Below are 23,786 nucleotides of genomic sequence, written 5' to 3'. Positions count from 1 at the left end.
CACGGCCCCGCCCGCCGGTCTCCCCGGCGGGCGGGGCCGTCCGCGTTCTCGCAGGCGCCCTGGAAGGCCCGGCCGGGGCGGCGGAACGCGGGCGCCGAGGGGGCCGGAGGGCCACCGGCGCCGCCCTCCCGTCACCGGCCCGTCACCGGCCCGTCACCGCACGTCGTCGAAAAATCGCCCGCGTGCCCCCTGACCTGCGGGTACGCGGGCAGCGCCGGTTCCTTGCGGATGCCGACCCCCGTGGGTGCGGCGCACGATGGAGGAATGTCCGGTACAGGCGGCCCCAGGTCTCCGGCCGGCGCCTCGCCCCTGGGGGCGAGAAGGCGCCGGCGGCGCGGGCTGCGGATCACCGCGTGGGTCGCGGCGGGCGTGGTGCTCGCGGGGGCCGGCGGCGCGGGGTACGTCTACTCACGGCTCAACGGCAACATCCACAGCGTCGACATCGACGCCGCCCTCGGTGACGACCGGCCGGTCAAGCTCGGCAACGGCGCGATGGACATCCTGGTCCTCGGCTCGGACTCCCGCTCGGGCGCCAACCGCGCGTACGGCCACGACGGCGGCTCGGCCCGCTCGGACACCGCGATGGTCGTGCACCTGGCCAGGGGCCACAAGCGCGCGACCGTCGTCAGCATCCCGCGCGACACCCTCGTCTACCGCCCCGCGTGCGCCAAGCCCAGGGGCGGCACGGCCCCGGCCGCGAAGCGGGCGATGTTCAACAGCGCCTACGCCGTCGGCGGCCCGGCCTGCGCGGTCAGGACCGTCGAGAAGCTCACCGGTCTGCGCATGGACCACTACCTGGAGGTCGACTTCACCGGCTTCAAGAACCTGGTGAACGCCCTCGGCGGGGTCCCGCTCACGACCACGCAGGCCATCCGCGACCCCAAGAGCCATCTGGACCTCGACGCCGGCTCCCACACCCTGAACGGCGACCAGGCGCTCGGCCTGGTCCGCACCCGGCACGGCATAGCCGACGGCAGCGACCTGGGCCGCATCCAGCTGCAGCAGGCCTTCATGAAGGCCCTCATGGACCGTGTACGGGGCCTGGGGCTGCTCACCAGCCCCACCAAGCTGTTCTCCGTCGCCGACACCGCCACGAGCGCCGTGACGACCGACACGGGCCTCGGCTCGGTCGGCAAGCTCATGAGCCTGGCGCAGAGCGTGCGCGGCCTGAAGTCCGGGCAGATCCACATGGTGACGCTGCCCGTACGCTTCGTGCCCACCGACCGCAACCGGGTCGAGCCCATCCCCGCGAAGGCCGCGACGGTGTGGGCCGCGCTGCGCGCCGACAAGCCCGTACCCGCGTCCGCGCTGACCGGCTCGGCCGCCGACCGGACCGACGCCGGCAAGGTCGTCGGGCCCGACACCGGACAGCCCGCACCGGAAAAGCGCTGACCTGCGGGAAGGCCTGATCGTCAGGACGGGGAATGATCCGGGCGCGGACCTGGTTTTGGGAGATGCGGCCAGTGCTGGCAGACTGGTCCGCTGGCCCCGGTTCACGCTGACGCAAACCCGCCAAGCGACCCGGTGCCCTCCCGAGACCAAGGAGCAACCCAGTGAAGCGCGACATCCACCCCGAGTATGTCGAGACCCAGGTGACCTGCACCTGCGGCGCCTCGTTCACCACCCGGAGCACCGAGACGAGCGGCCAGATCCGCGCCGAGGTCTGCTCCGAGTGCCACCCGTTCTACACGGGCAAGCAGAAGATCCTCGACACCGGTGGCCGGGTGGCCCGCTTCGAGGCCCGCTTCGGCAAGGCCGCCGCGGCCGGCAAGAAGAAGTAGCGACCCGCAAGCGCCGGATTCCGGTCGCCCGAGCCAGGGCGACCGGACCGGCGCTTTGTCGTCCCACTGACTCTTTCCGGCTCTTTTCCGGACTTCTTCCACGCAGGGATTGATGATGTTCGAGGCGGTCGAGGATCTGATCGGCGAGCACGCCGACCTCGAAAGGCAGCTTGCCGACCCCGCGGTGCACGCCGACCAGGCGAACGCCCGCAAGCTCACCAAGCGCTACGCGGAGCTGACGCCCATCGTCAGCACCTACCGCGCGTGGCGGCGGACCGGCGAGGACATCGAGACCGCGCGGGAGCTGGGCGCCGACGACCCGGAGTTCGCCGCCGAGGTCAAGGAGCTCGACAAGGAGCGCGACGAGCTCACCGAGCGGCTGCGGCTGCTGCTGGTGCCGCGCGACCCGAGCGACGACAAGGACGTCATCCTGGAGGTCAAGGCGGGGGAGGGCGGCGAGGAGTCCGCGCTGTTCGCCGGCGACCTGCTGCGGATGTACCTGCGCTACGCCGAGCGCGTCGGCTGGAAGACCGAGATCCTCGACTCCAACCCCTCCGACCTCGGCGGCTACAAGGACGTCCAGGTCGCCGTCAAGGCCAAGGCGTCCCACGAGCCCGGCCAGGGCGTCTGGGCCCGGCTGAAGTACGAGGGCGGCGTGCACCGCGTCCAGCGGGTGCCGGCCACCGAGTCGCAGGGCCGTATCCACACCTCGGCGGCGGGCGTGCTGGTCACCCCGGAGGCCGAGGACGTCGAGGTCGAGATCGGCCCCAACGACCTGCGGATCGACGTCTACCGCTCCTCCGGCCCCGGCGGGCAGTCGGTCAACACCACCGACTCGGCGGTGCGCATCACCCACCTGCCGTCGGGCCTGGTCGTCTCCTGCCAGAACGAGAAGAGCCAGCTGCAGAACAAGGAGTCGGCGATGCGCATCCTGCGCTCCCGGCTGCTGGCCGCCGCGCAGGAGGAGGCCGAGCGCGAGGCGTCCGACGCCCGCCGCAGCCAGGTGCGCACCGTCGACCGCTCCGAGCGCATCCGCACGTACAACTTCCCGGAGAACCGCATCTCCGACCACCGCGTCGGCTTCAAGGCCTACAACCTCGACCAGGTCCTCGACGGCGACCTCGACGCGATCCTGCAGGCCTGCGTCGACGCCGACTCCGCCGCGAAGCTGGCCGCGGCCGGCGACACGAACTGAGGGCGGGCACGGTGAACCTGCTGCTCGCCGAGGTCGCACAGGCGGCCCAGCGGCTCGCCGACGCCGGAGTGCCCTCGCCGCGCTTCGACGCCGAGGAGCTGGCCGCGTACATCCACGGCGTCAAGCGCGGCGAGCTGCACCGCGTCGCCGACAGCGAGTTCGACGCGCGCTACTGGGAGGCCGTCGCCCGCCGCGAGGCCCGCGAACCGCTCCAGCACATCACCGGCCGCGCCTTCTTCCGCTACCTGGAACTCCAGGTCGGCCCGGGGGTGTTCGTGCCGCGCCCGGAGACCGAGTCGGTCGTCGGCTGGGCGATAGACGCGGTACGCGCCATGGACGTGGCCGAACCCCTCATCGTCGACCTGTGCACCGGCTCCGGCGCCATCGCGCTCGCCCTCGCCCAGGAGGTGCCGCGCTCCCGCGTGCACGCCGTGGAGCTGTCCGAGCAGGCCCTGGACTACGCCCGCAGGAACACCGCGGGCACCAAGGTCGACCTGCGGCACGGGGACGCGCTGAGCGCCTTCCCCGACCTCAACGGCCAGGTCGACCTGGTCATCTCCAACCCCCCCTACATCCCGCTCACCGAATGGGAGCACGTCGCGCCCGAGGCCCGTGACCACGACCCGGAGCTGGCGCTCTTCTCCGGTGAGGACGGCCTCGACACCATCCGCGGCATCGAGCGCACCGCGCACCGGCTGCTGCGCCCCGGCGGGGTCGTCGTGATCGAGCACGCCGACTCCCAGGGCGGCCAGGTGCCGTGGATCTTCAAGGAGGACGCGGGCTGGGCGGACGCGGCCGACCACCCCGATCTCAACAACCGCCCGCGCTTCACCTCTGCCCGCAAGGCGCGGCCGTGACCGGCCGCCCCGCCGCGCGGGTACCGCGGGCCCGTACGGCAGCACAGCAATCTTCGGAGGTCATCCCATGGCACGGCGATACGACTGCGCGGACGCAACCGACCGGGCGACCGGCATGCGCGAAGCCATCTCGGCGGTCAAGCGCGGCGAGCTCGTCGTGCTGCCGACCGACACCGTCTACGGCATCGGCGCCGACGCCTTCGACGCCGAGGCGGTCGGCGACCTGCTGGAGGCCAAGGGCCGCGGCCGCAACATGCCCTCGCCGGTGCTCGTCGGCTCGCCCAACACGCTGCACGGCATCGTCACCGACTTCTCCGAGCAGGCCTGGGAACTCGTCGACGCCTTCTGGCCCGGCGCGCTGACCATCGTCACCAAGCACCAGCCGTCGCTCAGCTGGGACCTCGGCGACACCCGCGGCACCGTCGGGGTGCGCATGCCGCTGCACCCGGTCGCGATCGAACTGCTCACCGCCACCGGCCCCATGGCCGTCTCCAGCGCCAACCTCACCGGTATGCCCTCGCCGCAGGACTGCGACGCCGCCCAGGGCATGCTCGGCGACTCCGTCGCCGTCTACCTCGACGCCGGGCCCACCCCGGCCGCCGTCCCGTCGTCGATCGTGGACGTCACCGGCCGGGTGCCGGTGCTGCTGCGGGCCGGGGCGATCAGCGCGGAGGAGCTGCGCAAGGTCGTACCCGACCTGGAGGAGCGCCGTTGACCACGCCGCCCGACGCCCGCGGCATACGCGGGCACCCGGGGTACGCGCCGGGCGCCGGGGCGGGGTACGCGCCGGGCGCCGGAGGGGACGTCTTCCGCATCCTGCACGTCTGCACCGGCAACGTGTGCCGCTCGCCCATGGCCGAGCGGCTGACCCGGCTCGGCCTGGTCCGCCGTCTCGGTGACGGCGCCGCCGGGATGCTCGTGGAGTCCGCGGGCACCTGGGGCCACGAAGGCGCCCCCATGGAGGCGCACGCCGCCGCCGTGCTCGCCGAGTACGGCGCCGACCCGTCCGGTTTCACCGGCAGGGAGCTGCTCGACGACCACGTCATCGACGCCGACCTGGTGCTCACCGCGACCCTCGACCACCGCTCCCAGGTGATCTCCATGGGCCACGCGGCGGGCCTGCGCACCTTCACGCTCAAGGAGTTCACCCGCCTGGTGCGGGCCATAGACACCGCCACGCTCCCCGAGGGCAGCGTCACCGAACGGGCCAGGGCGCTGGTGCGGGCCGCCGCCGCGCTGCGCGGCTGGCTGCTCGCCCCGAGCCCGGACGCCGACGAGGTCAGCGACCCGTACGGCGCCCCCATCTCGTACTTCCGCAGCATCGGCGCGGAGATCCACGACGCCCTGGAGCCGACCGTGACCGCGCTGACCGGCGTCGCCGCGACCGTGCAGACGTGACGCGGGCGGGTGCACGGCAGGTGAATGCGACCGTACGGTCACAGCCCGGAGCGGCCGCAACCGCGCGCACAGCCTGTGAGTCTCAGCAGGTGTTCGCCGACCCGGCCCTGCCACCACTAGGGTGTGACGCTGTGAGGTACCACCCCCGGACGTGTGCGCAGCACCGCTACGCCCCCGAAACCGTCGGAGGCGGCTCGTGCGCGAGTATCTGCTGACCCTCTTCACGGCCGCCGCCGTCACGTATCTGCTGACCGGCCCGGTACGGAAGTTCGCCATCGCGGCCGGTGCGATGCCGCCCATCCGCGACCGCGACGTGCACCGCGAGCCCACCCCGCGGCTCGGCGGCATCGCGATGTTCGGCGGCCTGTGCGCGGGCCTGCTCATGGCCGCCCACCTCACCAACATCGGCGACGTCTTCTCGCAGTCCAACGAGCCGCGCGCGCTGCTGTCCGGGGCCGGGCTGATCTGGCTGCTCGGCGTGCTCGACGACAAGTGGGGCGTGGACGCGCTCATCAAGCTCGGCGTGCAGATGATCGCCGCCGGCGTCATGGTGCTCCAGGGCCTGACCATCCTGTGGCTGCCGGTGCCCGGCTTCGGCGCGGTCGCGCTGACTCCCGTGCAGTCCACGCTGCTCACCGTCGCGCTGGTCGTCATCACCATCAACGCGGTCAACTTCGTCGACGGCCTCGACGGCCTCGCGGCGGGCATGGTGTGCATCGCCTCCGTCGCGTTCTTCATGTACGCCTACCGCCTCTGGTACGGCTACGGCATCGAGGCCGCCGCCCCCGCGACGCTCTTCAGCGCGGTGCTCATCGGGATGTGCCTGGGCTTCCTGCCGCACAACATCCACCCGGCGCGGATCTTCATGGGCGACTCCGGCTCGATGCTCATCGGCCTGGTCTTCGCGTCCGCCGCCATCTCCATCACCGGCCAGGTCGATCCCGACGCGCTGAAGTCCTCCGCGGGGTCGACCCGGGAGGCCGTGCACTTCATGGTGCCGGTCTACATGCCGCTGCTGCTGCCGCTGACGATGATCGCGGTCCCCGCCGCCGACCTGGTGCTCGCCGTCGTGCGGCGCACCTGGCGCGGCCAGTCGCCCTTCGCCGCCGACCGCGGCCACCTGCACCACCGGCTGCTGGAGATCGGCCACTCGCACAGCCGGGCCGTGCTCATCATGTACTTCTGGTCCGCGCTGTTCGCCTTCGGCGCGGTCGCCTTCTCCGTCAACGACTCCAGCCTGGGCATCGTGCTGGCGATCGTCGCGCTCAGCGCGGTCGGCCTGGTCGTGCTGCTGCTGCCGCGCTTCAAGCCCGCCGCCCCGGACTGGGCGGAGAGCGTCGTGCCGCCGCGCTACCGGCGCCGCCGGCGCCGGCTCGCCGCGGGCGCGGCCGCCGCGGAGCGCGAGATGCGCTCGCCGGAGCGCCCGGCGCTGCACGGCTCGACGGCGATCGGCGCCCGCGACCGGCTCTCCGACCGGCGCGCGGGCCGCGGTTCCGACCGGCGCTCCGGCGGTGGCTCCGACCGGCACCCGGTCGCGGAGACCCGGCGCTGAGTCCCGTTGCCGGGGCCTCGCGCCAGGACCCCGCGCTGAGACGTAACTCACCCAAATCGGGCGGCGTGTCGCCACCACACTCTTGTGACAGGTAGCACACGTCCATGGTAAAGACCGCATCAAATACTTTGTGATAGCGTTCACGAAAGCAGGGAAGGCGTCGTTGGACCGCATGCGCGGTCAACCGGCGTGAGGCGCCCCCTCAGTCCCTGACTACGCTCGTCTCCGACGACATCCGCTTGCCCCAACTCCCGCCGGAGGAGCCGTCACCATGCTGCAGAACGACGCCCGAGTCCTCAGGGGAGCCGCGCTGGTCGCCGCCCCCGTCGGAGCTGCCGCCACCATCCTGAGCGCCGTGTTCGCCGGCGAAAAGGGCCTGGTGGGCGGCCTGGTCGCCGTCGCGGTGGTGGCGGTCTTCTTCGCCGTCGGCTCGTGGGCCCTGATGGCCATGACCGCGGAGCGCCCGCAGGTCGCGATGACCGCGGGCATGCTGGTCTACGCCGTGCAGATCCTGATGATCGGGATCTTCGTCGTGGCCTTCAAGGACACCTCGCTCTTCAACGGCAAGGCCTTCGGCCTGAGTCTGCTGGCAACCGCGCTGTCGTGGGTCGGCGGTCAGGTCAAGCAGAGCCTCACCTCGCGGATGCTGTACGTCGATCCCGTCCCGTCCGTCACGTCCGCTCCGCCGGCCGAATGACGCGGCTGGCCGGGAGCGCTGTCATGGGCGTGGCCAAGGGCCGGGTAAAGAGGCTGCAATTCCATCTGCTATCGTCCGGAAACGCATCTGGACGTGGAGGCCCCTCACACTCGTGGAGGGCGCTGCCCCCACGCCCATCGGTGTACTCGGATCCGGTGCCGCGGACGCGGTGCGGAACACGGGTACCCGGTCTTCGATGCGGGCTCCCAGCGGACAGTGGTGACTTCGCCACGCCTTGTCCGCAGTGCCGACCAGCGGCCTCACCAGCCGCGCTGACACACAAGGTTGCCGTTACTTATGCGTCACGACGAAGGAGTCACGGGTGAGTGCCCACACGCTGCTCGCTGAGGCAGGCTGTCACATCAAGCAGGACTGTGCGTTCCCTGCTCCGGGCCTCCACTCGTTCGACTTCAAGCCGATCTTCAGCATCGGCAGCTTCGACTTCACGAAGCCCATGCTGCTCGCGATCCTCTGCATGCTGCTGGTGGTGGGCTTCTTCTGGGCCGCGTTCAACAAGCCCAAGCTGGTCCCCGGCAAGCTCCAGCTGGTGGGGGAGATCGGCTACACGTTCGTGGCACGCAGCATCGCCCGCGAGGTGATCGGCAAGAAGGGCGACAAGTACGTCCCCTTCCTCACGTCGATCTTCTTCTTCGTGTGGTTCATGAACATCATGTCGATCATCCCGCTCGCGCAGTTCCCGGCGACTTCGCGGTTCGCGTTCCCGGTGGCTCTCGCGGCGCTGGTGTTCATCACGTACATGTACCTGACGTTCAAGACGCACGGCTTCCGGGGCGGCGTCAAGAACCTGGTGTGGATCTCGGGCCTGCCCAAGCCGCTGGTGCCGCTGATCGTGCTGCTGGAGTTCATCCAGAACGTCATCACCCGCCCGTTCACCCTCGCGGTCCGGCTGTGGGCGAACATGTTCGCCGGCCACATGCTGATCGTCATGTTCAGCGTCGCGAGCTGGTACCTGCTGACCCCCACGTTCCTGACGGCCATCGCCGGTGGATCGTTCGCGCTTGCAGCTGGTATGACCGCCTTCGAGGTGCTGATCCAGTTCCTGCAGGCGTACATCTTCACCCTGCTCGCCTCGATCTACATCAGCGGAGCGCTCGAAGAGGGTCACTGAGACCCCCTCCGGCCCCTCGCTCCTCCCCATCAGACCCCCTCTGGGAAGCCCCCCAGCGGACCGCATTCACAAAGGAAGACAGGAAGATGTCTGCCGAGCTCGTCAACCTCGCTGCCAACTCCATCTCGATCAAGGGCAACCTGGGCGCCGTGGCCTACGGCCTCGCCGCCATCGGCCCGGGCGTCGGTATCGGTCTGGTCTTCGGCCACTCCATCGAGGCCATGGCCCGTCAGCCCGAGGCCATGCCGATCATCCGCACCAACATGTTCCTCGGTTTCGCGCTGTGTGAGGTGCTCGCGCTCCTCGGCCTCGTCGTGCCGTTCATCTTCTCGGCCTGACCAGGCTTGGCCAGTAGCCACACTCGACGAAAGGTTCAGACATGATGACCTTCCTTGCGGAGGAGGGTGCGCAGAACCCGCTCATCCCCGACAGCGCGGAACTGATTGTCGGTCTGCTCTGCTTCTTCATCGTCTTCGGCATCCTGGGCAAGAAGCTGCTGCCGAACATCCAGAAGACCCTTGCAGAGCGGCATGACGCGATCGAGGGTGGCCTGGAGCGGGCGGAGAAGGCTCAGGCCGAGGCAAACCGCACGCTGGAGGAGTACAAGGCCCAGCTCGCCGAGGCCCGCCACGAGGCGGCCCGGATCACCGAGCAGGCCAGGGAGCAGGGCGCGCAGATCATCACCGAGATGCGCGAGGAGGGCCAGCGCCAGCGGGACGCCATCGTCGCCGCGGGCCACGCCCAGATCGAGGCGGACCGCCGCCAGGTCACGGTGACCCTCCGCCAGGAGGTCGGCCGGATCGCGACCGACCTGGCCGGCAAGCTGGTCGGCGAGTCCCTGGAGGACTCCGCCCGGCAGAGCCGCACGATCGACCGCTTCCTCGACAGCCTCGACGGCTCCGCCGCAGAGGCTGAGGCGGCCCGATGAACGGCGCGAGCCGCGAAGCGCTGGCCGCGGCACGGGAGCGGCTGGACGCGCTGACCGACAGCGCGTCGGTCGACGCGACCCGGCTGGCCGACGAGCTGGCGGCCGTGACCGCGCTGCTGCACCGCGAGTCGACGCTGCGCCGTGCCCTGACCGACCCGGCGCAGTCCGGCGAGGCCAAGGCCCAGCTGGCGACGCGGCTGCTCGGCAGCAAGCTCGGCGCCGACAGCACCGACCTGGTCGCCGGCCTGGTGCGGTCCCGCTGGTCGCAGTCCCGCGACCTGGTGGACGCGCTGGAGGAGCTGGCCGACACCGCCGACCTCACGGCGGCGGAGAAGGACGGCACCCTCGACGACGTCGAGGACGAGCTGTTCCGCTTCGGCCGGATCGCCGCCGGCAGCACCGAGCTGCGGGCCGCCCTCGGCGGACGGGCCGGTACGGACGCCGCCAAGAGCGAGCTGCTGCACCGGCTGCTCGGCGGGCGCGCGAAGCCGGTCACGGAACGGCTGGTCACCAGGCTGGTCACCGCGCCGCGAGGACGTAGCCTGGAGGGCGGGATCGAATCCCTGTCCAAGCTGGCCGCGGCCCGCCGCGGCCGGACGGTCGCCGAGGTGGTCTCGGCGGTCCCGCTGAGCGAGGTGCAGAAGCGCCGCCTCGGGGACGCCCTGGCCAGGATCTACGGCCGCCCGGTGCACCTGAACCTGGACGTGGACCCCGCGGTCCTCGGCGGGGTGCGGGTACGGGTCGGCGACGATGTCATCAACGGCTCGATCGCGGACCGCCTGGACGAGGCGTCCCGCAGGATGGCCGCAGGCTGACCACCGCCCGCGCAAGCGCAGACAAGCACCACAGACAAGCACTGACGGCCCGCGTTGGGCCGACGCCCCCAAGAAGACTTCGGGCCCAACAAGGAGAGCAGGGAACCCAGATGGCGGAGCTCACGATCCGGCCGGAGGAGATCCGGGACGCGCTGGAGACCTTTGTCCAGTCGTACCAGCCGGACGCGGCCTCGCGCGAGGAGGTCGGTACGGTCAGCGTTGCCGGAGACGGCATCGCGAAGGTCGAGGGCCTGCCCTCGGCGATGGCGAACGAACTGCTGCGGTTCGAGGACGGCACGCTCGGCCTCGCGCTGAACCTGGAAGAGCGCGAGATCGGCGCGATCGTCCTCGGCGAGTTCAACGGCATCGAGGAGGGCCAGTCGGTGCACCGCACCGGCGAGGTGCTCTCCGTCGCTGTCGGCGAGGGCTACCTGGGCCGCGTCGTCGACCCGCTCGGCAACCCGGTCGACGGTCTCGGCGAGATCGCCACCGACGGCCGCCGCGCGCTCGAACTGCAGGCCCCCACCGTCATGCAGCGCAAGTCGGTGCACGAGCCGATGCAGACCGGCCTGAAGGCCGTCGACTCGATGACGCCGATCGGCCGCGGCCAGCGCCAGCTGATCATCGGCGACCGCCAGACCGGCAAGTCCGCCCTGGCCATCGACACCATCATCAACCAGCGCGACAACTGGCGCAGCGGCGACCCGACGAAGCAGGTCCGCTGCATCTACGTCGCCATCGGCCAGAAGGGCTCCACCATCGCGGGCGTGCGCGCCTCGCTGGAGGAGGCCGGCGCGCTGGAGTACACGACCATCGTGGCCGCCCCCGCGTCCGACCCGGCCGGCTTCAAGTACCTGGCGCCGTACACCGGTTCGGCCATCGGCCAGCACTGGATGTACGAGGGCAAGCACGTCCTCATCGTCTTCGACGACCTGAGCAAGCAGGCCGACGCCTACCGCGCCGTGTCGCTGCTGCTGCGCCGCCCGCCGGGCCGCGAGGCCTACCCGGGTGACGTCTTCTACCTGCACTCGCGCCTGCTGGAGCGCTGCGCGAAGCTCTCCGACGACCTGGGCGCCGGCTCGATGACCGGTCTGCCGATCGTCGAGACCAAGGCCAACGACGTCTCGGCGTTCATCCCGACCAACGTCATCTCCATCACCGACGGCCAGTGCTTCCTGGAGTCCGACCTCTTCAACGCCGGCCAGCGGCCCGCGCTGAACGTCGGTATCTCGGTCTCCCGCGTCGGTGGCTCCGCGCAGATCAAGGCCATGAAGAGCGTCGCCGGCCGGCTCCGCGTGGACCTCGCCCAGTTCCGTGAGCTGGAGGCCTTCGCGGCCTTCGGTTCCGACCTGGACGCGGCCTCCAAGGCGCAGCTGGAGCGCGGCCAGCGCATGGTCGAGCTGCTCAAGCAGGGCCAGTACAGCCCGTACGCCGTCGAGGACCAGGTCGTCTCGATCTGGGCCGGCACCACCGGCAAGCTGGACGACGTCCCCGTCGTGGACATCCGCCGCTTCGAGCGCGAGCTGCTCGACTACCTGCACCGCGAGCACAAGTCGCTGCTCACGGGCATCGTCGAGACCGGCAAGCTGGAGGACGGCACCATCGACGCGCTCACCGAAGCGGTCGCCGCCTTCAAGAAGCAGTTCGAGACGTCCTCGGGCGCGCTGCTGGTCGAGGGCTGATCGCATGGGCGCACAGATTCGGGTCTACAAGCGCCGGATCAAGTCCGTCACCGCCACGAAGAAGATCACCAAGGCGATGGAGATGATCGCCGCCTCGCGCATCGTCAAGGCGCAGCGCCAGGTGGCCGCATCCTCTCCGTACGCCGATGAACTGACCCGTGCGGTGACGGCCGTCGCGACCGGCTCCAACACCAAGCACCCGCTGACCACCGAACCCGAGAACGCGACCCGCGCCGCGGTCCTGCTCGTCACGAGCGACCGCGGCCTGGCCGGCGGCTACTCGTCCAACGCCATCAAGGCCGCGGACCGGCTGACCGAGCGGCTGCGCGCCGAGGGCAAGGAGGTCGACCACTACCTGGTCGGCCGCAAGTCGGTGGCGTACTTCAGCTTCCGCGACCGCAAGGTCACGCAGTCCTGGACCGGGTTCTCGGACAGCCCGCAGTACGCCGACGCCAAGGCGGTGGCGACGCCGCTGATCGAGTCCGTGCTCAAGGACTCGGCCGAGGGCGGGATCGACGAGATCCACATCGTCTTCACCGAGTTCGTCTCGATGATGACGCAGACCCCGGTCGACCGGCGGCTGCTGCCGCTGGCGGTCTCCGAGGAGTCCGACCAGCCGGACAAGCAGCCGCAGGCGAGGGCGCAGTACGAGTTCGAGCCGTCCGCGGAGGGCGTGCTGGACGCGCTGCTGCCGCGGTACGTCGAGAGCCGCATCTACAACGCCATGCTGCAGGCCGCCGCTTCCGAGCACGCGGCCCGCCGCCGGGCGATGAAGTCGGCGACCGACAATGCGGAAGACCTCATCAAGTCGCTCACGCGGCTTGCGAACGCGGCCCGACAGGCCGACATCACCCAGGAAATCAGCGAGATCGTCGGTGGCGCGAGCGCCCTGGCCGACGCGAACGCGGGGAGTGACTGACCACATGACCACGACTGTTGAAACCACCGCCACCGGCCGGGTGGCGCGGGTCATCGGCCCGGTCGTCGACGTGGAGTTCCCCGTCGACGCCATGCCGGAGATCTACAACGCGCTGCACGTCGACGTCGCCGACCCGACGCAGGAGGGCGCGACCAAGACGCTGACCCTGGAGGTCGCGCAGCACCTGGGCGACGGCCTGGTCCGCGCCATCTCCATGCAGCCCACCGACGGCCTGGTCCGCCAGGCCCCGGTGACCAACACCGGCGAGGGCATCACGGTGCCGGTCGGCGACGTCACCAAGGGCCGGGTGTTCAACACCCTGGGCGCGATCCTCAACGAGCCCGAGGCCGAGTCCGAGGTCACCGAGCGCTGGCCGATCCACCGCAAGGCCCCGGCCTTCGACCAGCTCGAGTCCAAGACCGAGATGTTCGAGACCGGCCTGAAGGTCGTCGACCTGCTGACCCCGTACGTCAAGGGCGGCAAGATCGGCCTGTTCGGCGGCGCGGGCGTCGGCAAGACCGTGCTCATCCAGGAAATGATCATGCGTGTGGCGAAGCTGCACGAGGGCGTTTCCGTCTTCGCGGGCGTCGGCGAGCGCACCCGTGAGGGCAACGACCTGATCGCGGAGATGGCCGAGTCCGGCGTTCTCCCGCAGACCGCGCTGGTCTTCGGCCAGATGGACGAGCCGCCGGGCACCCGGCTGCGGGTCGCGCTGGCCGGTCTGACCATGGCGGAGTACTTCCGCGATGTGCAGAACCAGGACGTGCTGTTCTTCATCGACAACATCTTCCGGTTCACCCAGGCCGGTTCCGAGGTGTCCACGCTGCTCGGCCGTATGCCGTCCGCGGTGGGCTACCAGCCGAACCTGGCCGACGAGATGGGCCAGCTGCAGGAGCGGATCACCTCGACCCGCGGTCACTCGATCACCTCGATGCAGGCGATCTACGTCCCCGCGGACGACCTGACCGACCCGGCGCCGGCCACCACCTTCGCCCACCTCGACGCGACGACCGTGCTCTCGCGGCCGATCTCGGAGAAGGGCATCTACCCCGCGGTGGACCCGCTGGACTCCACGTCCCGCATCCTGGACCCGCGCTACATCGCGCAGGACCACTACGACTGCGCCATGCGCGTCAAGGGCATCCTGCAGAAGTACAAGGACCTCCAGGACATCATCTCGATCCTCGGTATCGACGAGCTGGGCGAAGAGGACAAGCTCACCGTCTCCCGTGCCCGCCGCATCGAGCGCTTCCTGTCGCAGAACACCCACGCGGCGAAGCAGTTCACCGGCGTGGACGGTTCGGACGTGTCGCTCGACGAGTCGGTGTCGGCGTTCAACGCCATCGCCGACGGTGAGTACGACCACTTCCCGGAGCAGGCCTTCTTCATGTGCGGTGGCCTGGACGACCTCAAGGCCAACGCCAAGAAGCTCGGCGTCAGCTGATCCGGGGCCGTGAGGGGGGCGGACCTGCTCTGCCCCCCTCGCGCAGCCCTTATTCTTTGTCTTACGCACCCCCGCCCGCCGGTGGGTGCCGACCCGAGGAGCCGTCTTGGCCGAAATTCACGTCGAGGTGGTGGCCGCGGACCGCAGCATCTGGTCCGGCGAGGCCGCCATGGTCATCGCCCGTACCCTGTCCGGCGACATCGGCATCATGCCGTCGCACGAGCCGGTGCTCGGGGTGCTGCACTCCGGTCCCGTGACGATCCGGACGACCGACGGTGGCACCGTGGTCGCCGCGGTGCACGGCGGTTTCCTCTCCTTCGCGGACAACAAGCTCTCCGTCCTCGCCGAGGTCGCCGAGCTGGCCGAGGAGATCGACGTCGCCCGCGCCGAGCGGGCGCTGGAGCGCTCCAAGGCGGACACCGACGCGGCCGCCCAGCGGCGCGCGGAGGTGCGGCTCGCCGCCGCGGCGGGCGCACACTAGGTGAACAACCCGCGGTGCGGCCGGCCCGGCCGGTAGCGGCCGCGGGAGCAGGACGAGCAGGACCACGGTGCCGCGGGCCGCCCCTCAGGGGCGGCCCGCGGCCCCCGTACAGCAAGGGCAGGCACCGCACGGATCCGTACCGGGGCCGGCGGCGACGTATCCAGCAGACCCAGGAGAGGAGGCCGGTGACATGATCCTCTCCGTGGAGGTGATCGGCGCGGTCGTGGCCGCGCTGCTGCTCGGGCTCTTCGTCTTCGGGCTGCGCCGCCGGCTGATCCAGCGCTCCGGGGGCACCTTCGACTGCAGCCTGCGGCTCGCCCTCCCGGGGGGCGCCGAGCCCAGCGGGAAGGGCTGGCTCTACGGGGTGGCCCGCTACAACGGCGACCGCGTCGAGTGGTTCCGGGTCTTCTCCTACGCGCCGCGCCCGCGCCAGGTGCTGGAGCGGCACTCGATCGAGGTCGAGGGCCGCCGCCAGCCGCAGGGCACGGAGGAACTGGCGCTGCTGTCGGACGCCGTGGTGCTGGCGTGCGAGCACCAGGGCACCCGGCTGGAGCTGGCGATGAGCGACGACGCCCTGACCGGCTTCCTGGCCTGGCTGGAGGCCGCCCCGCCCGGCCAGCGCGTCAACGTCGCCTGAGCCTGCCGCCGCCCGCGGCGGTCAGCGGTTCTCGCCGGGCACCCACAGCACGTCGCCGCGCTCCTTGTTCGCCGTCCTGGCCAGGATGAAGAGCAGGTCCGAGAGCCGGTTGAGATACGTCGCGGTGAGCGCGTTCATGCTGTCGCCGTGCTCGGCCAGCGCCGCCCACGTCGAGCGCTCCGCACGGCGTACGACCGTGCAGGCCTGGTGCAGCAGGGCCGCGCCCGGGGTGCCGCCGGGGAGGATGAAGCTGCGCAGCTTCTCCAGCTCGGCGAGGTAGGTGTCGCAGTCGGCCTCCAGCCGGTCGACGTACCCCTGCTCGACCCGCAGCGGCGGGTACTTCGGGTCCGGGACGATGGGTGTGGCGAGGTCCGCGCCGACGTCGAACAGGTCGTTCTGCACCCGGACCAGGACGGCCGCGACGTCCTCCGGGAGGGCGCCGAGGGCCAGCGCGGTGCCGATGACGGCGTTCGCCTCGTTGGTGTCGGCGTAGGCGGCGATCCGGGTGTCGGTCTTGGCGGTGCGGCTCATGTCGCCGAGCGCCGTCGTGCCGTCGTCGCCGGTGCGGGTGTAGATGCGGGTGAGGTTGACCATGACCCGAGCGTAGAGCGTGCCGCGCCGGGCCCGGCAGGGGCCGCAGGTCACGGCGTGTGCGACCAAGGACACACCGTGACGCGGCCGACATCCTGCTGCGCGCCGCCCGCGGGCGGCGCTAGGGTCCGACGCAGTAAGCGGAGGCCCCAGGGAAAGGTGCGTGTGCTGTGGCGAAGAAGGTCGCCGTCGTCGGAGCCGGACTGATGGGCGCGGGCATCGCGCAGGTGGCCGCGCAGGCCGGCTACGAGGTGACGCTGCGGGACCTGACCGAGCAGGCGCTCACCCGAGGTACGGACGGCATCAAGGCGTCCTTCGACCGCTTCGTCGCCAAGGGCAAGCTGGACGCGGCCGACGCCGAGGCGGCGCTCGGGCGGATCAGCACCACCACCGACCTGGAGGCGGCCGCGGGCGCCGACCTGGTGGTGGAGGCGGTCTTCGAGAAGATCGAGGTCAAGCAGGAGATCTTCCGCGAGCTGGACCGCATCACCGGTCCGGACACCGTACTCGCCTCCAACACCTCCGCGATCCCGATCACCAAGATCGCCGCCGCCACCGCGCACCCCGAGCGGGTCGTCGGCACGCACTTCTTCTCGCCCGTGCCGATGATGCAGCTGTGCGAGCTGGTCCGCGGCTACAAGACCAGCGACGAGACGCTGGCCCGCGCCCGGGAGTTCGCCGAGGGCGTCGGCAAGACCTGCATCGTCGTCAACCGGGACGTCGCGGGCTTCGTCACCACCCGCCTCATCTCCGCGCTCGTCGTCGAGGCCGTCAAGCTCTACGAGTCCGGAGTCGCGACCGCCGAGGACATCGACACCGCCTGCAAGCTCGGCTTCGGCCACGCGATGGGCCCGCTCGCCACCACCGACCTGACCGGCGTGGACATCCTGCTGCACGCCACCGGCAACATCTACGCCGAGTCGCAGGACGAGAAGTTCGCCCCGCCGGAGATCATGCGGCGCATGGTGGACGCCGGCGATCTGGGCCGCAAGAGCGGTCAGGGGTTCTACCCGCACTGACCGTGCCGACGGCACCCGCCCGGATCACCCGCAGGAGTGAATTCGGTATCGGTTCGCTCACAGAGGGCAACTTCTGTTTGCGACGGGCCGTCAGTTGTGTGAAGACATACGGACCAGCCCGTTTGCCGGTGCCGAACTCCCCGGGAGAGTGATCATGCACATCAGGGGCGACCACGCCAAGCTGGTCGTCGGGGGCCGCCTCGACGTCCGCAGCGCGGCGGACGCCCGTACGGCCCTGCACACCGCGGTCGACTCCGGCCGCGGCGACCTCGTACTCGACCTGACCGAGCTGGACTCGTGGGACGCGACCGGGCTCGGCGTCATCATGGGCGCCCACCGCAGGGCCGGCCGGGCCAACCGTCGCCTCGTGCTGCGCAATGTGCCGCCGCAGATGCAGAGGTTGCTGGTCGCCACCCGCCTCCACCGCATCCTCGCGATCGAGGCCGCGCCCGCGCCGCCGGGCACGCGGTTCTAGGGCCTGCGCCGCGGGGCGCCCGTGAGAGGTCGGCCCGCGGCGCAGCCGCACCCGGACGCTCGAACGGCGGCGTAGCCGCCCTGCGCTTCAGCGAAACCGTTTCTGCCTCTAGAGTTTGGGTCCGACGACCCCGCTCGGCGCGCCCCGCGCGCCCCCGCCAAGGACCCCTGAGGACCGCTGAGGACATGGACGAGCACAACGGCGAGCCCGACCGCCCGGGGCAGGACGAGCCCTTCGACGCCTTCGGGGTCCGCAAGGGCCTCGGCAGGGGCGGCGCCGGTGACCGCGGCGCGCTCGTGCCCTACCAGCAGCAGCCCCCCGCGCCCCGTGAAACCCGCTTCGACACGGGCGGCTTCGGGGAGGGCGCCGACCCGACGGCGTACGAGGGGCTGCGCCCGGCGGAGTCCTCGTACGCGGACTTCCCCGACTTCCCGGAGGCCCCCGGCCCCGCCGGCGCCGACGGCCCCACCGAGCTGCTGCCGAAGGCCGTACGCGCGGCCCGCGAGCCGCTGGAGCTGATGGCCGCCACCCGGACCCCCAGCGGCGGCAGCGCCCGCGTCCGGCGCGTCACCACCGCCGACTACCTGCTCACCGTCAACCCGATCGACGGCACCGAGGTCGTACGCTGCCCGCCCGGCGAGCGCCGCGCCCCCGTGCTGCGCACCCGCGAGGAGCGCGCCGCGCACCTCACCGCGGCCCGTCCGGCGCCGCCGCCCGGGCCGCCCGCGCCCGAACTGCCGCTGCTGGAAAGGGACGACGAGCGCGAGCGGGTCATCCGGCTGCTGTCCCGCGGCCGCTCGGTCCGCGTCACGGGCCCCTCCGGCGCCGGGCGTACCGCGCTGCTCGAAGCGGTCGCCAAGGCCTGCGCCGACCTCGCGCCCGAGGGCGTGCTGTGGCTGTCCGGCTACCACCGCACCGTCGGCGACGTCCTGCAATCCCTGTACGACACCGTGTACACCGGCGGCGACCACCGCCCCGACCGCGCCGAACTGCCCGGTCTGCTCCGGGAGTTCGGCGCCGTCGTGGTCGTGGACGACATGGAGTTCGGCGGCACCGCGCTCGCCGAGCTGCTCGCGGCCGCGCCCGAGTGCGCCTTCCTGCTCTCCGCGTCGCCCGAGGGGCCGGCGCCCGCCGCCGAGTCCGGCGTCGAGGAGGTCTACCTCGCGGGCCTGTCCCGTACGGCGTGCGTCGACCTGCTCGCGCTCGCCGCGGGCCGCGCCCTCGACGAGGACGAGGCCGCCTGGGCGGCCGACCTGTGGTTCGAGTCCGAAGGACTGCCGCTGCGCTTCGTCCAGGCCGGCGCCCTGCTGCGGCAGCGCGACGCGCTGCGCTTCCCCGCCGAGCCGGACTGGGACGACTCCGTGTGGGAGAACGGCACGCCCGCCGCCCCCGGTTCCGCCCTGCCCGACCTCAGCGGCTTCGACGCAGCCCTGGGCATACCCCCGGCCACGCCGCCCGCCCGCATACCCGCGGCCGACGTGCCGCTGCCCTCCCTCGCCGAGAGCGCCGCGCCCGCCGGCCTGCTCGCCTCCCGGCTCAGCGAAGCCGCCCGTGAGGCCCTCGCCTTCGCCGTCGCCCTCGACGGGGAGATACCGCACGCCTCGCACCTGCCCGCGCTCGTCGGCGACACCCACGGCGACGCCGCCCTCGGCGAGATGACCTCGGTCGGGCTCGCCGTGCCCGTCGCCTCGCACTACCGGCTCGCCGCCGGAGTCACCCGCCAGCTCGCCGCCGTCTTCACCGCCGAGGGCGAGCTGAGCGAGATCCAGGCGCACACCGCCGCCCTCCACTACGCCTGGTGGAGCGGCCACCCCTCCGTCACCCCGGCGAGCGCCGCCGCCGAGGCCGAGGCGATCCTCGCCTCGATGGCCGCCTGCCGCCACAACGGCAACCCCGGCGCCGCCGTCCTCCTCGCCCGCACCGTGGCCCCCGCCTTCGCCGCCGCCCTGCACTGGAGCGCCTGGGAGCGCGCCCTGCGCCTCGGCCAGGAGGCCGCCCGGCTCACCGGCGAACTGGCCGAGGAGGCGTACTTCCATCACGAGCTGGGCGTGCTCGCCCTCTGCAACGGGGAGTACGACCGCGCCCGGGCCGAGCTGGAGGCCTCGGTCGGCATGCGGGGTGTCCTCGCGGACCGCCAGGGGTCCGTCGTGGGCCGCCGCACCCTCGCGCTCGTCGAGGACGTCTCGCCCACCCCGCCGCCCCTCGAACTCCCCGCCGCCCCCCACCCCTTCGAGGACCAGCCGCCCACCGCGGCGGAGACCACGCCGCTGGCCGTCATCAAGCCGGCCTCCTCGCCGGGCCCCAAGCGGCTCGCCGTCGTCGGCACCCGCCGCAACCTCGTCGCCGCCGGCACGGGCGTCCTCCTCGCGGCGGTCCTCGGCACGGTGGTCACGCTGGGCGCGACATCGGGCACGGACGGGTCCGACCAGACTCCCCAGGTCAAGCCCCTGGAAACCTCCCAGGACTCCGGCGACCCGGAAACCACCGAACCCACGGCCCTGCCGGCTTCCCCGTCCACCTCCCCGGCAACCCCGTCGACGTCCCCGACTCCGACGCCCCCGAGCCCGTCGACGTCGGCCAGCGCGTCTGCAACGCCGAAGCACAGTTCCACCTCCGCTCCGCCGTCGACGACCTCCGCTCCGCCACACCACACCACCTCGGGTGGGTCCTCGTCCGGCGGTTCGTCTGCCGGAGGCAGCTCTTCCTCCGGAGGGTCTTCCTCGGGTGGCGGGACTTCCAGCGGAGGCGCTGGTACCACCGGGGGTACGGGGTCCAACGGTGGGACCGGCTCCGACGGCGGCACGGGTACCCCGACCGGGGGCGACACGGGCACGCCGACCGCGACGCCAACCACGACCCCGCCCACGGGCGCGTCGTCGCTCACGGCCTCCGATTCGGAGTCGGCCACGGAGTCAGCCGAGGGCTGACGGGCGGGGTGCGCCCCGTCAGGGGCGCGGGGAACTGCGCGGCCAGCCCCCACCGGGGCGCGGGTCGTCACCGGCCCAAAGGGGCAGTTCGGTTCGTACCGGACCACCGGCCGGTGGGTGGTTGCTCGCGCAGTTCCCCGCGCCCCCAAAAAACGCTCACCCCCCCGCGCCAGCGGAATCGCCCGCCCCGCGGAGGGGAAAACGCTCGCCCTCCGCGGCAGCGGAAATCGCGCCCCGCGGCGCAGCGGCAGCCCTCACCCCCGCGGCAGCGGAATCGCTCGCCCCGCGGAGGGGAAAACGCTCGCCTTCCGCGGCAGCGGAAAACGCGCCCCGCGGTGCAGCCGCAGCCCTCACCCCCGCGGCAGCGGAATCGCTCGCCCCGCGGAGGGGAAAACGCTCGCCTTCCGCGGCGGCGGAAAACGCGCCCCGCGGTGCAGCCGCAGCCCCCACCCCCCGCGGCGGCGGAAAACGCGCCCCGCGGCGCAGCCGCAGCCCCTGCCCCCCGCGGCGGCGGAGAGTGCTCACCGCCCCCCGCAGGGGATCGCTCAGAAGAGCCGGAGCTTGTCGTCCTCGATGCCGCGCATCGCGTCGTAGTCGAGCACGACACACTCCAGCCCACGGTCAGTGGCGAGCACGCGCGCCTGCGGCTTGATCTCCTGCGCCGCGAACACGCCCTTCACCGGCGCAAGGTGAGGATCCCTGTTCAGCAGCTCCAGGTAGCGCGTGAGCTGCTCGACACCGTCGATGTCGCCACGCCGCTTGAGCTCGACCGCGACCGTCCCGCCGGAGGCGTCACGGCAGAGGATGTCGACCGGGCCGATCGCGGTCGGGTATTCGCGGCGGATGAGCGTGTAGCCCTCGCCGAGGATCTCGATGCGGTCGGCGAGGAGTTCCTGGAGGTGCGCCTCGACGCCGTCCTTGATGAGGCCGGGGTCGACGCCGAGCTCGTGCGAGGAGTCGTGCAGCACCTCTTCTATGGTGATGACCAGTTGCTCGCCCGCCTTGTTGACGACCGTCCAGATGCCGTCCTCGCCCTCCTTGAGGGTGCAGGGCGGGGACATCCAGTTGAGGGGCTTGTAGGCCCGGTCGTCGGCGTGCACGGACAGGCTGCCGTCCGCCTTGACGAGGAGCAGCCGGGTGGCGGACGGCAGGTGGGCGGAGAGCCGTCCCGCGTAGTCGACGGAGCAGCGGGCGATCACGAGGCGCATGGTGGGCCACGCTACTAAAGACAGCCCCGCGTCCGCGATTCGGGAGCCCCCCGGGGGGACCCCGGCAGCGCCCCCGGTGGACCCCGCGAGCCCGCTGCAGGCGTCTGGCACGTGACAGGGGCGAGCCGCACCGTACGAGTTCGGCCGACTACGCGCCGGGGCCGAAAAATGGCCGGTTGTGGGTGCTACCTCCTGGTGCGGGCAGCCGCCGAACCCTACGGTGGGACCCCGGAGGCGAGGTGGGGGCAATGCCGCCGCCGGACCTCCGGATCCCGTCCGTACGGCCCCGTGCGTTCACGGGGTCACGAGAGGAGTACCCATGTCGCTCGACGTCTCTCCGGCCCTCCTCGAACAGGCCGAGCGAGGCGAGGTCGACGAGCAGGAATTCGTCGACTGCGTCAGGACGTCCCTTCCCTACGCGTGGGAGCTGGTCAGCTCGCTGGTGGCACAGCTCAAGGTGGACGGCGGGGAGTTCGCCGACAACCTCGTGCCGCCGTCCAGCGAGAAGGAGCGCGGCCAGTTGCTGCGCGCCATGGCCAGTGACGCGATACGCGGGGCGCTGCAGCGGCACTTCGGGGTGCGCCTGGCCTTCCAGAACTGCCACCGGGTGGCGGTCTTCCCGCCGGACGCGGGGGACGGACCCGGTTACGCCGACTTCACCTCGGTCCGCTCGCAGGTGCTGAACCAGTCCCCGGAACTGCGCGACTGCTGACCCGCACCCGGCGACGGCGTGCTCCCGTAACGGGCCGAACGCATGTGAGATCAGGCCAGTTCCGGGAGGACGTCGGCGCCGAGGCGGGCCACGTTCTGCAGCGTGGCGTCGAGGTCTCCCGAGCCCTCGACGAGCAGGGCGAAGCGGGTGATGCCGGTGCGCGCGGCCGTTGCCGCGAGCCGGTCGGCGCACAGCCGCGGCGGGCCCACCGGGTGCAGGGCGCACAGCAGGTCGGTGTAGCCGAGCGGGTCGCGCATGGTGCGGGGGCCGCCGTCGACGGTGCGGTGCGCGGCGAGGCCCCGCTGGAGCCAGCCAGGCATGGCCTTGCGCAGCGTCTCGGCGGCGTCGGCGCGGGTGTCGGCGATCTGCGCGACGCCCGCGGAGACGTGCCCCGCGGCCGCGACGGCGTCCGGCGGATGGCCTGCCTCCAGGGCCGTGCGCCGCCACAGGGCGACCATCGCGGCCTTGTCGTCGTCCCCGCAGTGCATGCCCAGCAGCATGGGCAGGCAGCGTTCGGCCGCCAGCCGTACCGTGCCCGGCGACGTGCAGGCCACCACCACCTCCGGCCCCCGCGGCTCCTCCAGCTCGTCCGGCCGCGGCACCACGGCCACCTCGCGGAAGGTGTAGCGCGGCCCCGCCCCGGCCACCGCCGGCTCGCGCAGCCAGCGCAGCAGCAGGTCGAGGGATTCGGGGAAGCCGCTCTCGTACGCGGCCCGGCCGGCGCCGAAGACCTCCAGGTCGATCCACGGGCCGCCGCGCCCCACGCCGAGGGTGAAGCGCCCGCCGGAGACGAGGTGCAGCAGCGCGGCCTGCTCGCCGAGCGCCACCGGGTGCGCGGTCGGCAGCACGCTCACCGCGGTGCCGACGGAAAGCCGCCGCGTCCTGCCGAGCAGCAGCGCGGCGAGCGTCACGGCCGACGGGCACACCCCGTACGGCACGAAGTGGTGCTCGGCCAGCCACACCGCGTCGAGCCCCGCCGCCTCGGCGGCCTCGGCCGTCGATATCGCCCGGTGCAGCGGCTCGGCCTGGCCCTGCCCGGGAAACTGAGCCGCGAGCACGAACGCCCCCAGTCGCATCGCCCGCTCCTCCCTCGCCTTCGGCGGCGGCACGGGCCTGCTGGGGCCCTTCGCGGCCCGCCGGATGGACGCCGGGACCGTCCTGTCCCGACTCCCTGCCTAACGTCTGGCACGTGCCAAAGGCACGGCTTTCGGCGGCGATTTCATGATTTTCGGCAGCAGGACGGCGGATCCACCCGTAGGAGTGGCCGCGTACCCCTGTGTTTCGGGCCTGCGGACCCCCGGCGCGTACCCTGGATGCCGTCCGCGAAGCCAGCAGATGG

General features: G+C 72.0%; 24 protein-coding genes. 21 read left to right on the top strand and 3 right to left on the bottom strand.

Annotation, left to right across the window (positions count from 1 at the left end; all coding sequences use genetic code 11):
- Window positions 1-264: 264 nt before the first annotated feature.
- The 17 genes from IH54_RS0119870 (at window position 265) to IH54_RS0119790 (ending at window position 15,515) form a co-directional block, all read left to right on the top strand.
- Entirely contained in the window at window positions 265-1,392 is a 1,128-nt protein-coding gene (locus IH54_RS0119870; protein WP_052397655.1) for an LCP family protein, read from the top strand.
- Window positions 1,393-1,553: 161 nt separating this feature from the next.
- Window positions 1,554-1,781: a 50S ribosomal protein L31 gene (rpmE, locus tag IH54_RS0119865; RefSeq protein ID WP_031518487.1), complete on the top strand. Its 228-nt coding sequence runs from the start codon at window positions 1,554-1,556 to the stop codon at window positions 1,779-1,781.
- Window positions 1,782-1,896: 115 nt separating this feature from the next.
- Window positions 1,897-2,976, top strand: coding sequence for a peptide chain release factor 1 (gene prfA / locus IH54_RS0119860; protein ID WP_031518485.1), 1,080 nt, complete (start codon window positions 1,897-1,899; stop codon window positions 2,974-2,976).
- Window positions 2,977-2,987: 11 nt separating this feature from the next.
- Window positions 2,988-3,833 carry a peptide chain release factor N(5)-glutamine methyltransferase gene (gene prmC, locus IH54_RS0119855; RefSeq protein WP_031518483.1) on the top strand — a complete coding sequence of 282 codons (846 nt, stop codon included), beginning with the start codon at window positions 2,988-2,990 and terminating at the stop codon, window positions 3,831-3,833.
- A gap of 67 nt (window positions 3,834-3,900) precedes the next feature.
- Window positions 3,901-4,548, top strand: coding sequence for an L-threonylcarbamoyladenylate synthase (locus IH54_RS0119850; RefSeq protein ID WP_031518480.1), 648 nt, complete (start codon window positions 3,901-3,903; stop codon window positions 4,546-4,548).
- Window positions 4,545-5,231, top strand: a complete 687-nt coding sequence (locus IH54_RS0119845) for a protein-tyrosine-phosphatase (RefSeq protein ID WP_078862365.1) — start codon at window positions 4,545-4,547, stop codon at window positions 5,229-5,231. The genes IH54_RS0119850 and IH54_RS0119845 overlap by 4 nt, the downstream gene beginning before the upstream one ends.
- A 196-nt stretch (window positions 5,232-5,427) precedes the next feature.
- Window positions 5,428-6,783: an MraY family glycosyltransferase gene (locus tag IH54_RS0119840; protein WP_052397654.1), complete on the top strand. Its 1,356-nt coding sequence runs from the start codon at window positions 5,428-5,430 to the stop codon at window positions 6,781-6,783.
- Between the two features lie 271 nt (window positions 6,784-7,054).
- Window positions 7,055-7,480 (top strand): hypothetical protein, encoded by a 426-nt coding sequence (locus tag IH54_RS0119835; protein ID WP_031518473.1) that lies wholly within the window; start codon window positions 7,055-7,057, stop codon window positions 7,478-7,480.
- 322 nt (window positions 7,481-7,802) lie between these two features.
- Window positions 7,803-8,609 carry a F0F1 ATP synthase subunit A gene (atpB, locus tag IH54_RS0119830; RefSeq protein WP_031518471.1) on the top strand — a complete coding sequence of 269 codons (807 nt, stop codon included), beginning with the start codon at window positions 7,803-7,805 and terminating at the stop codon, window positions 8,607-8,609.
- 86 nt (window positions 8,610-8,695) lie between these two features.
- Complete coding sequence (atpE, locus tag IH54_RS0119825; RefSeq protein WP_031518469.1) at window positions 8,696-8,947, top strand: ATP synthase F0 subunit C; 252 nt, start codon at window positions 8,696-8,698, stop codon at window positions 8,945-8,947.
- 41 nt (window positions 8,948-8,988) lie between these two features.
- Entirely contained in the window at window positions 8,989-9,537 is a 549-nt protein-coding gene (locus IH54_RS0119820; RefSeq protein WP_420711786.1) for a F0F1 ATP synthase subunit B, read from the top strand.
- Window positions 9,534-10,352 carry a F0F1 ATP synthase subunit delta gene (locus tag IH54_RS0119815; RefSeq protein ID WP_031518465.1) on the top strand — a complete coding sequence of 273 codons (819 nt, stop codon included), beginning with the start codon at window positions 9,534-9,536 and terminating at the stop codon, window positions 10,350-10,352. Before IH54_RS0119820 ends, IH54_RS0119815 begins: the two co-directional genes overlap by 4 nt.
- A gap of 110 nt (window positions 10,353-10,462) precedes the next feature.
- Window positions 10,463-12,034, top strand: coding sequence for a F0F1 ATP synthase subunit alpha (atpA, locus tag IH54_RS0119810; RefSeq protein WP_031518463.1), 1,572 nt, complete (start codon window positions 10,463-10,465; stop codon window positions 12,032-12,034).
- Between the two features lie 4 nt (window positions 12,035-12,038).
- On the top strand, window positions 12,039-12,953 hold the full coding sequence (locus IH54_RS0119805; RefSeq protein ID WP_031518461.1) for a F0F1 ATP synthase subunit gamma: 915 nt from the start codon (window positions 12,039-12,041) through the stop codon (window positions 12,951-12,953).
- Between the two features lie 4 nt (window positions 12,954-12,957).
- Complete coding sequence (gene atpD, locus IH54_RS0119800) at window positions 12,958-14,397, top strand: F0F1 ATP synthase subunit beta (protein WP_031518459.1); 1,440 nt, start codon at window positions 12,958-12,960, stop codon at window positions 14,395-14,397.
- A gap of 106 nt (window positions 14,398-14,503) precedes the next feature.
- On the top strand, window positions 14,504-14,878 hold the full coding sequence (locus IH54_RS0119795; protein WP_031518457.1) for a F0F1 ATP synthase subunit epsilon: 375 nt from the start codon (window positions 14,504-14,506) through the stop codon (window positions 14,876-14,878).
- Between the two features lie 190 nt (window positions 14,879-15,068).
- Window positions 15,069-15,515 (top strand): DUF2550 domain-containing protein, encoded by a 447-nt coding sequence (locus IH54_RS0119790; protein ID WP_031518455.1) that lies wholly within the window; start codon window positions 15,069-15,071, stop codon window positions 15,513-15,515.
- Between the two features lie 21 nt (window positions 15,516-15,536).
- Here IH54_RS0119790 and IH54_RS0119785 read toward each other — a convergent pair whose 3' ends face one another.
- Window positions 15,537-16,109: a cob(I)yrinic acid a,c-diamide adenosyltransferase gene (locus IH54_RS0119785; RefSeq protein WP_031518453.1), complete on the bottom strand. Its 573-nt coding sequence runs from the start codon at window positions 16,107-16,109 to the stop codon at window positions 15,537-15,539.
- 167 nt (window positions 16,110-16,276) lie between these two features.
- Here IH54_RS0119785 and IH54_RS0119780 point away from each other — a divergent pair, with 167 nt between their 5' ends.
- From IH54_RS0119780 to IH54_RS0119770, 3 genes are all read left to right on the top strand, one after another.
- Window positions 16,277-17,125 carry a 3-hydroxyacyl-CoA dehydrogenase family protein gene (locus IH54_RS0119780; protein WP_031518451.1) on the top strand — a complete coding sequence of 283 codons (849 nt, stop codon included), beginning with the start codon at window positions 16,277-16,279 and terminating at the stop codon, window positions 17,123-17,125.
- A gap of 154 nt (window positions 17,126-17,279) precedes the next feature.
- On the top strand, window positions 17,280-17,600 hold the full coding sequence (locus IH54_RS0119775; protein WP_031518449.1) for an STAS domain-containing protein: 321 nt from the start codon (window positions 17,280-17,282) through the stop codon (window positions 17,598-17,600).
- A gap of 185 nt (window positions 17,601-17,785) precedes the next feature.
- Window positions 17,786-20,527, top strand: coding sequence for a tetratricopeptide repeat protein (locus tag IH54_RS0119770; protein ID WP_052397653.1), 2,742 nt, complete (start codon window positions 17,786-17,788; stop codon window positions 20,525-20,527).
- Window positions 20,528-21,072: 545 nt separating this feature from the next.
- Here IH54_RS0119770 and nucS read toward each other — a convergent pair.
- Window positions 21,073-21,735 carry an endonuclease NucS gene (gene nucS, locus IH54_RS0119765; protein ID WP_031518445.1) on the bottom strand — a complete coding sequence of 221 codons (663 nt, stop codon included), beginning with the start codon at window positions 21,733-21,735 and terminating at the stop codon, window positions 21,073-21,075.
- A 319-nt stretch (window positions 21,736-22,054) separates the two neighbouring features.
- On the opposite strand from nucS, the gene IH54_RS0119760 reads away from it, so the two are divergent.
- The gene (locus IH54_RS0119760) at window positions 22,055-22,447 is read left to right on the top strand and encodes an SCO5389 family protein (protein WP_031518443.1); all 393 of its coding nucleotides are present in this window, start codon (window positions 22,055-22,057) and stop codon (window positions 22,445-22,447) included.
- A gap of 50 nt (window positions 22,448-22,497) precedes the next feature.
- Here IH54_RS0119760 and IH54_RS0119755 read toward each other — a convergent pair whose 3' ends face one another.
- Window positions 22,498-23,523, bottom strand: coding sequence for an LLM class flavin-dependent oxidoreductase (locus IH54_RS0119755; RefSeq protein WP_031518440.1), 1,026 nt, complete (start codon window positions 23,521-23,523; stop codon window positions 22,498-22,500).
- Window positions 23,524-23,786: the final 263 nt, after the last annotated feature.

The sequence above is a fragment of the Streptomyces sp. NRRL F-5123 genome, assembly GCF_000721495.1.
Classification (GTDB): domain Bacteria; phylum Actinomycetota; class Actinomycetes; order Streptomycetales; family Streptomycetaceae; genus Actinacidiphila.
Note: the sequence above shows the minus strand (reverse complement) of the source record. Positions and strands in the feature narration are given on the sequence as shown.